The sequence below is a fragment of the Mycoplasma sp. OR1901 genome, assembly GCF_013348745.1.
Classification (GTDB): Bacteria; Bacillota_I; Bacilli_A; order Mycoplasmatales; family Metamycoplasmataceae; genus Mycoplasmopsis.
Map to the genome: position 1 here is coordinate 334788 of NZ_CP054666.1, position 14663 is coordinate 349450.

5 protein-coding genes are annotated in these 14663 nt (G+C 24.1%); 4 read left to right on the forward strand and 1 reads right to left on the reverse strand.

Going from position 1 to position 14663, the window contains the following annotated elements; translation table 4 throughout:
• Nucleotides 1–168 precede the first annotated feature (168 nt).
• Nucleotides 169–642 (forward strand): Holliday junction resolvase RecU, encoded by a 474-nt coding sequence (gene recU, locus HTZ87_RS01175; RefSeq protein WP_174892741.1) that lies wholly within the window; start codon nucleotides 169–171, stop codon nucleotides 640–642.
• Here the strand turns inward: recU and HTZ87_RS01180 are convergent.
• On the reverse strand, nucleotides 631–912 hold the full coding sequence (locus HTZ87_RS01180) for an HU family DNA-binding protein (RefSeq protein ID WP_174892742.1): 282 nt from the start codon (nucleotides 910–912) through the stop codon (nucleotides 631–633). The two genes, recU and HTZ87_RS01180, sit on opposite strands and share 12 nt — an antisense overlap.
• A gap of 388 nt (nucleotides 913–1300) precedes the next feature.
• On the opposite strand from HTZ87_RS01180, the gene HTZ87_RS01185 reads away from it, so the two are divergent.
• The 3 genes from HTZ87_RS01185 (at nucleotide 1301) to HTZ87_RS03520 (ending at nucleotide 14497) form a co-directional block, all read left to right on the forward strand.
• Nucleotides 1301–13357, forward strand: coding sequence for a hypothetical protein (locus HTZ87_RS01185; protein WP_174892743.1), 12057 nt, complete (start codon nucleotides 1301–1303; stop codon nucleotides 13355–13357).
• Nucleotides 13358–13494: 137 nt separating this feature from the next.
• Nucleotides 13495–13965 (forward strand): helix-turn-helix domain-containing protein, encoded by a 471-nt coding sequence (locus HTZ87_RS03515; RefSeq protein WP_254616023.1) that lies wholly within the window; start codon nucleotides 13495–13497, stop codon nucleotides 13963–13965.
• A gap of 52 nt (nucleotides 13966–14017) precedes the next feature.
• Nucleotides 14018–14497 (forward strand): IS30 family transposase, encoded by a 480-nt coding sequence (locus HTZ87_RS03520; protein ID WP_371813986.1) that lies wholly within the window; start codon nucleotides 14018–14020, stop codon nucleotides 14495–14497.
• Nucleotides 14498–14663 lie beyond the last annotated feature (166 nt).

Below are 14663 nucleotides of genomic sequence, written 5' to 3' on the forward strand. Positions count from 1 at the left end.
TTAACAACTAAATTAGTTTTTTATTTATACTTAAAACTAGTTTAGTTCATTGTATTAAGTGTACGTTAAAACAAAACTGGAAATGGAAAAATAATCGATATTTAAATTTTTAGTTCCTTTTCATAAAAACTATATATATTAAACATGTTAAATATTAAAAATAGAGGAATGTTCCTTGAGAACGTAATAAATAAAACAATTTCGTGGTTATGACAAAATAATATAGCTTATATAGAAAAGAAATCGCTAAACATAGTTTTTAAGGGTGTAGAAAAGACTTCTAAGAACAATAATTTGATTGGTGCTAAAGTCGCTAAAAAGAGCACTGTAGACTATATTGGATGCTATAATGGTAAGTTTATATGTTTTGAAGCTAAAAGTGTTAATATAGATCGATTTTCGCTTGATAATATTAAACAACATCAGTTTGATTATCTGAGGTTAATAGATAGAAACGGGGGTATTTCTTTCTTGATTTTATTCTTTTCTCAATACAATGAGTTTTATTATCTTGATATTGATTTTTTAAGTTCCGTATACAAGAATAAGGAAATTAAATCAGTTACATACGAAGAAGTAAAAAAGAATTCAAGAGAATTAACTCTTGAATTTCCTGGAATTTTGAATATATTAAGCTTTTAAGTCAATTAAATCACGTAGATATTTTGACGGTTTGTATTTTATAACACGTTTTTGTGGAACTACTTGTAGTTCTTTTGTAAATCTGTTTGTAATTGTACGTTGTGGTTTAACAACTGTTGAGAAAATACCTAATTGAGCAAGTTTAACAGTATCTTCTGCGATTAATTGCTCTTTAAGTACGAATACACATGCATCTAAAAATTGTTCTACATCTTTTGTTTTCATTTCTAATCTATCGGCAACTTCGATAATGAATTCTTTTTTTGTCATTTTTACTCCTATTTTTAGTTCTTTTTTATTTTTATTATTATACATATTTTTTTAAAAAAGCCCTATTTTTTAGTTAAAAAAGTTTTAGTTATGATATGAGTATCACTTTTTTGCTATTTGTTTTAAGAGTTAAATCTAATTAAAATAAAAAATAAACTAAATATACTAAATATTTTATTTTTTAGTTTTAGGTCAAAATTATTAATAATTTTAAAACTTTAATATATAATTGTATAATTAATTTACTAAAAAAACATTATTGCTAAAATGAAACATCTTCAATAGGTGTTTTTTGTAACCTATTTTCATTTTTAAAACATAATATATTTTAGTCATTTTAAACCAAATTTTACCATTTGTATAAAAACATACAAATAAAAGGAGTCAAATGTTAAATAAAGGAAAGCGAAATAGTATTATTGCTGCTACATCTGTAGTTGCAATTTCCTCAATCAGTATTGCAGTTGCTGTAATATGAACATGATCTAATACTAAAAAAGATTATAACGTTAGGTATAATCAAGTTAAGAATATCTTAGATAAATTGAATACACCAAAAGAAGATATTATTAAAAAATTTAAACTAATTAATCCGGATTATATCAATACAAAACAATTCCATCAACTTGATAAAGTTGTTGATTTAATACTAAAAACTTTAAAAAAATCTATAAATTCTAAGGAAAATAATCTAAAAACAGTTAAAGTTAACCGTTTAGATTTTAAAGATGAATTTGATATGATCGATTATAACGAAAGTTTAAATTATATAAACGGATTTGATAATATAATAAATCAAATTCAAAATCCTGATATTAAGAAGGATTTAATTGATAATTTAGTTTCAGACACTAGCTCAAAGAACTCAAAATTACAACTTGATAATTTAAAGAAAACAATCGAAGATCAAGAAACCGAAATTAGAAATTTAAAAGTTGAGATTTCAAAAAATATTTCATCATTACCAGAAGTTTTAAGAGAAAAATTTAATGAAAAATTAAATAATTCAGGTGATGATATAGTTTTATTAAAAGGACTAAAGGATGAACTTGATAAATATATTCCTATTGTCGAAAAAGCTCAAAAAATTAAAAATTTATTTAAAAAATCTGAAATTTATGTAGACATAAATAATTCTAATTTAGATGATTTACCTTGAATAGAAGCTAAAATTGAAGAAATTTTAAGAAGTGAAAACTTATCTGAGTATGATCGTAATAAAGAAAGAGTTGAAAATCTAATTAATGTTATTGAAGATGAGGATGTTAAAAATAATTTCTTAGAAAAATTAGCTGATATTGATAAAACTAAATCTATGCAAAATTTACTAGAATTAGAAAAAGAAGTTGAAAAGTATTTAAAAGATAATTCTGGTATTGACGGTTTAATTAAATATAAGAAAAAAGAATTATTAGATAGAGTTAATAATTCTGATCTAGATGACCAAGTAAAACAAAATTATTTAGATGACATTAAGGTGTCTAATAATTTAGACGAATTATTAATTATTGAAGATGAATTAGATAAATTAATATCTAATAACAATAGAAAAAAAGAAGTTATAGAAATTGTTAAATTATTAAATAATCCTAAAAAACAAGAGTTATTAAATGAATTATCAACTACAAAAGATCCGAAAGTAGTTGAAAGAGTTTATAATGATGCTACTAAAATTTTGAGTGATGAAACTGAAAAAACAAAAAAAGCTATTGAAAGATTAAGAGGTTTACCAAGACTTAAAAATGATTTTGAGTTAATGTTAAGCGAATCTAAAACACAAAGAGAAATTCAAGAAGTTGCTACTAGTGTAAATGATTATATAAATGATTTGATTAAAAGAACTAACGAAACTGTAAACTCATTAGATAGTACAGTTTCAGTTAAAATCGATGAAGAAATAGTTACAAAAGCAACTTTACAAAAAGAATTAAGTAATTTAAACGAAAATGCTATTGCTTCTCAATATGCAAATATTTTAGAAAAAGCAAATACTTTAAAAAATTATCATCAAGCTAAAGAAAGTGGTAAAAATACCGCTGACTTAATTGATAATCAAGAAAAAGCAAATGAGTTAAAAGAAAAATTAGAAAATTCAAAAACATTAGATGATGCTTTAAGAGCAAAAGCTGAGATAGACAGATTATATCAATTCCAATTAGATAAAGAATTAGCTAAAGAGGCAATTAAAAAAGTTTTACATGAAGTTAAAAGAGAAGACTTTAACAAAAGATTAAACGATGCAACTTCTTCTGATGAATTAGTCATTTTAACATCGGACGCAATTAAATATCATGATGCAGAAAATTCAAATAAACTTTCACACGACGAATTAACTTATTTTGTTGATAAAAATATCGGAAACGATGAAAAGAAAACCGGGTTTAAAAAAGAACTTGATGATGCGATGTTAGATTCTAATAGTAAGAATAATATTGATCAAGATGAAATATATACAAAATTAGCTAAAATTCGTGGTGAAATAAATGAATTTATCAAACAAGAAAAAGATGCTGCTGAAACTTTAAGGCTTAAAAAAGAACAAATTAAAGCGGATATTCAAAAAATAAGTGATCAAGATAAAAAGAATCAATTTAATGATGAGTTAATTGATGTTTTAAATATAGAACAAGCTGAAAAATTAGAAGAAAAAGTGTTGCAACAATTAGAATTTGAAAAAACAAAATCTGTTATTGAGGGAAAAGTTTCAAATTTAGAAGATAAAAAAGATTATTTTAATGATACTAATGGTGCAACTTCTCTTGAAAAATTAAAAGAGATAGAAGCAAGAGTGGATCAAGACTTAAAAAGAGAAGCTGATGAATTAAAAAACGTAAAAGATAGTGCTTTAGAAAAAATAGTTGATATTTCAGATAGTAACCCATTAAAAGGTGAATTGTTTGATGAAGTTGAAAAAGCTAAAACAAAAGAAGAAGTAAATAAAATTATTGAAATTGTTGATAAATTTTTAAGTGATTTAAGAGAAAAAGCTATTATTTCTATAGCAACCACAGTTGGTGATGATGAGGTTCATAGTGAATTAAACGCTGACTTAGGCGGAGCAAAAAACGAAGTATTATTAAACGATATAATTAAAAAAGCATCTGAAACATTTGGTGATAAAAAAACAACTGTTATAGAGGAATTCGGAAAGTTAAGCGATAGTAATCCTTCTAAAGAAGAAATTAAACAACGTTTAAATGATGCTACAAATATTAATGAATTAAACGGACTTTTAGAAGAAATTAAAAGTATTAACAATATAGAAAACTTTAAAAATGATTTAAGAAACAAACTTGAACAAGTACAAGAAACTTCGAAAAAACAAGAGTTAATTAATAAAATTGATGGAACTGACAATTTAGAAGAATTACAAAAAGTTAATGAAGAAATTGATGCACAAATTCAAAAAGAAAAAGATGAAATTCAAGCTAATAAAGACATAGTACGTGAAAAAATAAAGCAATTATACAAAGATGAAAATATTGAATTATTTAATAATCAAATTTTAAAAAATAATCTAAGTTTAGATGAATCAAGACAATTAGTAAAAAATATAGATACAACAATATCATTAGAGCAAAATGAATTAAGTAAAAAAATAGATGAAGCAATTGAAAAAATAAATAATACACTTACTGATAGTGAAGAAAGAAATGAAATATTACTTGAAGCTGAAAGTTCAAAAAACTTAAAAAGTGTCGATAACGCTCTTAACAACCTTGATAAAAGAATAAAATTATTAAAAGAAGAAGCTAGAAATGAAGCTAAAAAATTAATTTTAAACAGCGAATTATTAGGCAGAATTAACCAAGCTACCACACAATCAACCATCGATCAAGTTAAAGCGGAAGCTGTTGAATTATTCAACTCTAAAAAACAAAAAGTTTTAGAAAAATTAAATGCAATAATCACTGTTTCAACTAATGTAAACATAGAAATTAAAAATAGCATAAACCAAGCACAAAACGAATCAATTTTAAATCAATTAAGTTCTTTAGTTGACTCTAAGCTAGATGAGTTTAATCAAGAAACAGAAAATCAAGTTAATAGATTATTTGATAAATCTAATATTTTATCATCTGAAAATTGAACAAACGAAACTATTTCACAAAACCAAAGAAATACTGTTCAAAATATCATAGATGGTAAGTGAACAAATTATCAAGAAGCCTTAAATAAATTGATCGGTGATCAAGAAAATCATAAAAAATATAGTGATATACTAGATTCATTAGATCAAAATATTGTAAATGAGTCAACTTTAAATCAATATATTTCAGAAATGAATAATATATTTGACTCTAAAAAATCATTAGTCAGTTCAAATATTGAAGCAATTACAAATGAAGTTTCTAGAAATTCATTAAATGACAAACTTACTAAAGTTAAAAATATTGAAGACTTAAATAATTTACAAAAACAAGTTAATTTACAACGTAAAAAAGAAGAATTAATCCAATCATTAAATACAAAAATAGTTTTTGAAGATCAAAAGGATGATTTTACAACTAGAATTAATGATGCAACTGAATTAGATCAACTTATAAACTCAGAGAACGGACTTGAAAAAGAGATAAATGATAAACAAATTTATAATAATGAATTAATAAAAGAAGTAGATGCAGTAAATGCTTTAAACGAAAAAATTAATGTCACAAATAGTAAACATAATGAATTTAAAAATCAAATAGATTCTGCTAGAACAAAAGAGAAAATAAGTGCGATAAAAGAACAAATTAATAATTATATAAATTCTGAAAAAGACAAAGTAAAACCGTTTATTGAAAAATTAGTTGGAAGCAATGAAAAAGAAATTAAAACTAATGAACTTTCAATTTCAACATCAGAATCTGAAATACAAAACATACTTGAAGCAACTAAAAAAATATTTTCTGACAAACAAGAAAACATTAAAGAAATTCTTAATGAAGTAAGTGATGAAATTGTTAAAAATAATTTTAATACCTCTATTGATAACGCGTCTAATTTAAAAGAATTAGATGATATCAAAGAAGAAATTAATAATCAAAAAATAAGAGAAAAAATACAATCTGGTATTGATAAATTAACCGATAGTAATGAAAAAGATAGTTTACAAGAAGAATTAAACAATTTAACAAATGACAAAATTAATAAGACCAAACTAAATCAATTAAAAGAAAAAGTTGATACAGCTAGAAGTAAGCAAGAAGGTGAGTTTGCAATTCAAAAAGAACAAGCGCTTAATGAACTTGCTAAATTACTTCCGGAAAATAGTGAACGTATTAGACTTGAAACTCTTTTAAATACATATACAAATGATCAAACAGATTTAGAAAACGTTAAAAAAGTTAAAGAAGATGCTATAGCTGAATTTAATAAAATTAAAAACAAAATTAAAAACGATTCTAAAGAAAATATACAACCAAGAAATCGTGATAAAGAATCTCCTACTCACACAGAGAAATATAACGATTTTAATAGACAACTTGATTCTGCTACGACAGAAAAAGAGCTTAGAAATATTTCTGATCAAATGACAAAATATGTAGAAGATGTTAAAGATTTATACACCAAATATGTTGATTCTAATCTACCAATTGAAAGCATTAGAAATGAAATAAAAGAATCTTTATCTACAAAAACTAAAATTAACGATTTAGATTCAACACTTAAAGAAGCGAATAAAAAAACAAAAGATGTAATTCAAGAATTAATCAATGAAATAGAAGATAATGGTAAAAAAGAAGAATTAAATCAAAAATTAATTGATGCTACTGCAAATGATATTGTTGAACCAAATCAAACTAAATGAAGAAATGAATTAACTAATTTAAAAGCAATCTACGACGAGGTGCAATCATTTAGAAATAACGAAAAAAGAGAACTTGAAAGTTTAAAAACAGAGATTAAGAATAAAATTCAAAATTCATTAAACGATAGAACAGATGACGTTTCGGAAAATTCTAAAGCTAAATTATTACAATTAATTGATGAAGCAAAAACAAAAGTTAATGCAAATGCAGTGCTTGAGAAATTAGAAGAAAAAATCAACACAATTAAAAATATTGCCAAAGAAATCGTTGAAAAAACAAAAGGTTCTAATTTATACGATAATTTAAAAGAGGATATTTCTTTTTCAGATGTTGATACAGAGCAAGAAATTTTATTAATTCAACAAAAAGCTACTGAAGAATTTGAGAAAAATAAAAAGTCTACTGAAGACGCAATTAAGTTAGTTAATAATCAAGATAAAAAAACAGGATTAGAAACAGAAAAAACTAATTCACAAAATATCGAGCAACTTAATATTGTTAAAAATAAAGCTTTATTAGAGGCTAAAAAAGAACAATTAAAAGAATTGGTTAAACCATTATGAGATAAAAAACAATATAATGATGATATTGATCAAGCAACAACATTAGATAAATTAGATGAAATAGAAAAATTAATTAGTAATGATAAAAGAGAGCAAGATCGTCAATTAAGAGCGGCTAAAGATGAAGCAAGATTAATTGTTGATAAATTAGAAGATAAAACTTCTAAATTAAGTCAAATAGAAGGTGCAACAACTTTAGATGTTATTAGCAAAATAAAAAATGATGCTATAGAAGTGATTAATAACTTAAAAAATGAAATTAAACCTTTACTTGATAAGATTGAAGGGTCAGATAGATATAATGAATTTGCAATTAGAAATAGTGATGATGCAAATGAATTAACTTTAAAACAATTAAAGAATGAATTAATATCTGAATTTACAAAACTTAAAGAGAACGCAAAAAATAAAATAAGTGAACCTGCTTCGTTAAATGATAATACAGTTACAGTTGATGAATATGATAAAAAACAACAACTACTTAACGAAGCAGAATCGGCAAGTAATTATAGAGACTTACATAATTTAGAAAATACATCAGAAGTAGAAAAATATGCTAAATATGTAAAAGATGAAATTTCTAAAGTTATAAATAAAGAAAATATGCTTAATGAAGTTGAAGAAATATTAAAAAATAGACCTTCAACAGACGAAGATAAAAATCAAAAAATAAATGCATTGGAAGAAATTGCAATTAGAGCAAGAAGTAAAGAAAGACAAGAAACTACAGAACTTGAATCATCTAGAGAAAATGCAATAAATGAAACAAAAGAAAAAATTAACTTGAATGGTGACAAACAAACTGAATTTATAGATTTAATAAACAAAGCGAAAACAAAAGAAGATGTTCAAGAAGTTATATCAAATGTTCAAAAATATATTCAAGATGAAAGAGGAAAAGTTTTAACGGAATTAACTACTAAGTTAATAGAAAATCAAAATCCAAGAAATACATTAACTGAACAATTAAACAATGCAAATGATGAAGTTGCAATCAACTCAGTAAAAGAAGTAATTACTAGACATCTCAATAATCTAAAAGAAAATGCAAAACAAGCTGTAAATAACTTAAGTGAAGATATTGAAAAACATAATGTTCATTCTGATTATCTTAAAAAATTAGAAGATGCTACGGCGTTGGATACAGAAAAAGCATATAATGATGTTATAGGTGAAGTCAATAAACAATTAAATACACTTAAAGAATGAGCTAAAACAAAATTAAATAATATTAAAAATCAAAGCGATAGAGATCAAATTAGAGATTTAATTGCCGCAGCTGGAACTAGTGCTGAGATTAAAGATTTAGAAAATCGTGTAAACCTAACCATAGCAAAAGAAGCTGCAATAGAATCAATAAACAAACTTTCAAATACTAATAACCAGAAAAATCAATTATTAGATTTTGTGAATTCTTCAACAAATATTACAGAAATTAATAATAAAAAAGTTGAAGCTGAAAAAATAATTAATGATAAAAAAGAAAATGCTAAATTAGCAGTAGAAAAAATTAATGGTAATGTAGCTTACGTTAAAGCAAAAGAAGATTTAAAAAATGCAGATAATGAAGATGAGCTAGATAGATTAATTAAATTAGGTAATGATTTATTTACCGATAAGCAAAATGAAGTAAGAAGTGAAATTGATAAGTTAGTAAGCAATAAAGACGGTTTATCTATTGATAATCTTGACAATATTCAAAAATTAAAAGATTACGTTAAAAATACTATTGTACCTAAGGCAAAAGAATATACAAATGATGTAATTAATAGAATTACTAACGAAGCAAGAAAACAAGAATTACAAGATATGCTTACAAATAAAAGTGATGTTGTTAGTGTTAATGAAATTTATGAATTAGCTTCAAACGAAATTAGTAAAGAAGATGCATTAGAACGTGCTAAAACCTCTGCAACTGAGTTTGTAGAAAGTAAATTAAGCGGTCAAGAATTAGACTTATTTAAAAATAGAATTAAAAATGCTGATAATCTTGAACAAATTAAATCAATTAGACAAGAAATACAATCTAAAGTTGATGAAAAAATTAGAGAATTAACAAAATTAAAAAATAATTTCTTAGATAGCAATGAGGTTAAGAGAACTGTTGATAATTCAAAAAATAATTCAATTCCAGAAATTGAAAAATCAATTCAAGATCTTAAAAACGAGAAAAATAACATAACATCTAAAACTGCTGCTGATTTAGAAAAAATACATATTATTGAAATAGGTTTATTAAGTCCTGAGAAAACTACAGAAGAAAATCGCGAATATGATATTTTAAAATCAGAATTTGATAATATTAATGATTCAAATTGAACTGAAGCTAAAAATAAAGAAATTTCTTCTAGAGTTGAACAAGCTTTATTATCTAGAAAAAATAAAGCGAGAGAATATATTAATAGATTAGGTTTAGATTCTACCAAAAATAATGAATTAATTACTAAATTAAATTCTAATGAAACAGATACTTTAACCAAGATAATAAAACTTGAACAAAAAGCTGATCGTGAATTAAAAATTAAATTAATTAAAGAGAAAATTTCAAGATTAAGCGATGAAGAGTTAAAGAGAACGTTAAACGCTAAAGCAAATAATGAAAATGAAGATTTAAACGCATTAGAAGTTGAAGTAGATAATAAACTTGCTGAACAAGAAAATGCTATTAATCTTTCGAAAGAAGATGTTAGAAGAGAAGTAAATAAATTACCTTCAAATGAAAAAATAGAAGAAAATAGAAAAGTTGATGAAGCTAAAGATTTAACAACATTAGATAATATTAAACAAAAAGCTATTGAAAGAATGGAAACATTAAGAAACGAAGTTCAACAAGAGATAGATAAAATGCCTTTAAATGCTAGAAATTCATTAAATAATAATAAGCAAAATGCTTTAAATAATGGTGATGAATTATTATCATTAAAACAATTAGCGATTGAAACAGTTAATGAGTATAATTTATTAAATACTAAGAATAATACTCAATTCAGTAATGAACAAAAAGCTAAAGAGTTCTTCTCAGCTAAACTAAATAGTTCATCAGCCGATACAAAAGAAGAAATTAAATCATTATCAAATAGTTTTGATCTTATTAAAAATAAATTAAATACATTAAGAACAAAACAAAACGAATTAGGGCAAGATTACAAAAACGAATTTGATTCTATGGTTAATAATGTATTTAATAATAACAATAAAGAAATAATAGGAAATAATAGTATCAATTCCGAATTGGATTCAATTATTGAAAAAATTAATTTTAGAAAAAAACAAAATGATGCTATTAAACAAATTAAGGCTAAATTTGAAAACATAAATCAAACTACTTCAATTGTTAATGAAATTAATAATTTAACTTCAAAAGATGAGCAAGGTTTAAATCAACTTATTAGTAAATCAAACACTTTATTTAATAATTTAGAAAACTTAAAAAATCAAATTAATTCTATAGGTGTTGAATCAAATAGAACAGTATTACTTAACGAGTGAAATAATACAGATACTATTAGTAAAAAAGAAGTTCTTGATTCGAAAACTAATTCATTTAAAAATATTTTAAATTCTACAAAACAAGAATTAGAGAATTTAAGTGGGCTTAGCCAAAATAAAGAATCATTACGTAATGAATTAAATAATGCAACTACTAATCAAAAAGTTGAAGAAGTAAGAAATAAAATTAGAAAAGAAAAAAGTGCACTTGATTGAAATCAAATTAAGACTAGATTAAAAAATAGCGATAAGAAAACTCAATGAGATCAACGTGTTAATTCTTCAAATAGTAGTGATCAAATCAAACAAGTTATTACTGAAGCAACAAATTACTTAGAAGAAAAAAGAAGAAACGCAATTAATGTTTTAAACAGATTAAATTCAGAAAATAGTATTAGAAGTAATTCTGCTTCTAAAACAACTGCATATAGTTCGGAAGCCGATTACGAGCAAGTGTTAAATAACTCGCTTAAGTTTTTAAGCGATGAAGCTAAAAAAGCGAATATTGAATTTAATAAATTAACAAACGAAACCAAAACAAGACACGGTTTAAGATATCAATATAATTTAGATTCTAATGGTAATGTTGAAAATAATATAACAGAACGTATGATTAAAGGTGATATCAAACAAGTTGGTGATATTTTAAGAAATATATATAATTCAACAAAAGAAAAACTAAACTTATTAAATGGTGATTCAATTGAATTAAGTAAATACAATACTAAAATAGGTAATGAAGTTGATGCTCCTAAGAAAACTGAAAGTCAATATAACGATATTAAAAAAGAAATAGAAGGTTTATATAATAGCAAACGTAATGAAGCGCAAAAATTACTAAGTGGTGAAATGAAAAACCAAGATAAGAAAAGAGAATTTGAAAGTGAATTTGCAGCAGCTAATAACTTAGGTAAACTAAAAACATTAATTGATAAATTAATTAATTATTACGAAGTTTTAACATTTAATACTAAAAAACCTGGCGAAACTACAACAAAAACTTTATGAAAAAATGAAGATGTGGTTGGTGAAATAACCTTAAATAAATTCGAAGGAAAATATAAAAACAAATATGTTTATTTAGTTGCAAAATCTAAAGATAGCGATAATTATGTTACATCAGAACCAATGCAATTAAATAATTCTAAATTAGGTTTTAGATTTTCGATTAATAAATTTATTAGAAATGGTAATTATGATTTAAATAGAGTTGTTGTTTTAGATACTAATAACAATGATAGAAATACTATTTTAAATAGTAGAAACACTATCGATATTACTTATGCTAGTCTTTCAAGTTTTAGTGTTGAAATAGAAAACTTTAAAGCTAATAATGTCATAATGACTTGAACAAATTTAGATCCTATTTGATATGAAAACTCCCATCCTCAAGGAGAACAAATAATCGAAAAAGCGACACAAGCTAATGTAAATATAACTGGTTTTACATCTAATAGTACTGATAATATTCAAGTTAGTGATATTAAACTTTATCTTAAAGGTGAAGCAAAAATTAATAATCTTCAATTTTCAAATGATTCATTTAATAATCTAACTTTAATTCATAATCTTATATTAGATAATGCAAATTCAAACTTAATTTTTACAAGAGAAAATAATAGCAATAATTGATCATTCAGTTTAAAACCAGAAGGTATGAAAGCTGGATACATTTATAATGTTGATAAAATTGAGTTTAATATTGTTCAAGGATCTGAAAAAACTAAATATGTTTATAAAAAAGACAAGGATAATACAACTCAAAATTTAATTAAGTATAGTGATAATTATAGTTATACAAAGAATAATGTATTTGCTGATTCTTGATTGTTTAAACTACCTAAAGATAAAAGAGATAAAATGTTATTAATAGATGATTCAAAATCAATTTACCCTGAATACATAAAATATAGACGTAATGGTGAAAGATTAGAGACTAGATTAGCATTTAAAGATGGATGAGATATAAATGTTTTTGCCGGACTATTTAGATATTTAAATAGTTTCGCGCCTGAAACACACTCAATATATGAAAAAGAATTAAAAGATAACGAAAATACAAAATTAGCATTACGTGATAAATGAATTGACTTTTTTGTTGATAGAATAAGCAATAAATTTAAAGAAAGATATAATCAAAATGATAGAAATACTATACCAACAAATAGATGGTATGGAGATAATAACTCAGTTTCACTAATTCAATTAGGTATTTCAAGTGATAAAACTCAATATAACGGATTAGTAATAAGAGGTAAAAATCAGTTTGCTCCAGTTCTTGGCGGAAAAAATATGTATTTTGATTTTAAGACTTCACAAATACATTTAGAAAAAATGAAGAAATTTATGAAAACGCTTAATCAAGATACTTACAAGAATAATGATTCCGATGAAAATCATATGTCCGAATGAGTTATGTGATTAGAAGGGATGAGGACAAAAGGAATACTTCCTCGTTATGCAAAATTTGATAGCGTTGATGAAAAAGCTCTTAGAGATACAATTAGTGCTGCCTTTGAATTTATTTTAGCTCATGGCGCAACAAATTTCATAGGTGATAAAATGGAATATCCTAAAGAATATGTAAAAAATAAATAATAATTTAATATTAGCAAACTAAAATTGCTAATAGCTAAATTGTAATTTCAAGTGCAACACAATTGATATAAAATTGAATTGTGGGGCACTTGAAATTTTTTAATAAAAAAATGGCTCCACTACGACCGAGGAACCATATGTATTATACAACAAAAAAATACAAGCAAATTACTAAAGAAGAAAGATTCTTCATACAAAAAAGTATTGAAAATAACTATTCTTTAAGAAGTATTGCTAGAGAATTGAATAGAAATATTTCATCAATTTCAAGAGAATTTAAAAAGAATTGCAACTATTATGGTAGTTATGATTTTGAATTTGCAGATCAACAAAGATTGAAAAGAAAATCATATAAATACCTTTTTAGATTTGATATAAATTTCAAATTTGAAGATTTTAGTAATTATTTTAAGAAAAAATATGATAAAAAATTTCATGGTGTTAAGGCAACATATAATTATGTAAAAGAACATAATAACATTTTAATGCCATCTATAAAAACAGTTTTTAATTGAATTAAAACAAATAAATGAATTATTAAAAGAAAAGATAGATTAAGACTTTATTATAAAAAAGGAAGGAAAACGCTCTACATCTGTAATAAATAGACTAATCACAAGTGCTGAGTACGTATTTCCCATATGAGCTAGACCTAAATCAATCGATTTAAGATTGGAATTTGGTCATTGAGAGGCTGATTTAGTCATAGGAAAAAGATCTAACGGTTATAAAAATATATTAACTTTGACAGAGCGTAAAACCAGAATTGGTTTTGCGGACTTTGTTTATTCTAAATCTCCTAACGAAATTAATTCTAAATTAAGAGAAATTATTAAGAAAAATAGTCTTAATGTTAAAACAATAACCATCGATAATGGTATTGAATTTGAAAAGATTGGCATTTTAGCTAAATGGTTAGATATTAAAATCTATAGGGCGGAACCATATGCATCATTCCAACGTGGATCAAACGAAAATTGAAATGGACTTATACGTAGAGAATTTAAAAAGGGATTTGATTTCAATACAATAACTTTTGAATCCCTACAAGAAATAGTTTATAAAATAAATAATATGCCTAGAGAAATCTTAGATTGAAAAACATCTAACGAAGAATTTATCAAAGAAAACTGTCCTTAATATCTAAATGAAAATTCAACCAAACAATTTTAACGCCCTTTTTAGATAAGGGTGTAGTTTCTTTCTGTCTATTTAGAAATTGAAATTTTTGATAGTTATGAAAAATATAAAAAATTGTCATTTTTTACTAAAATTCAAAAACTTCAAATTGTTTTAAGATATAATA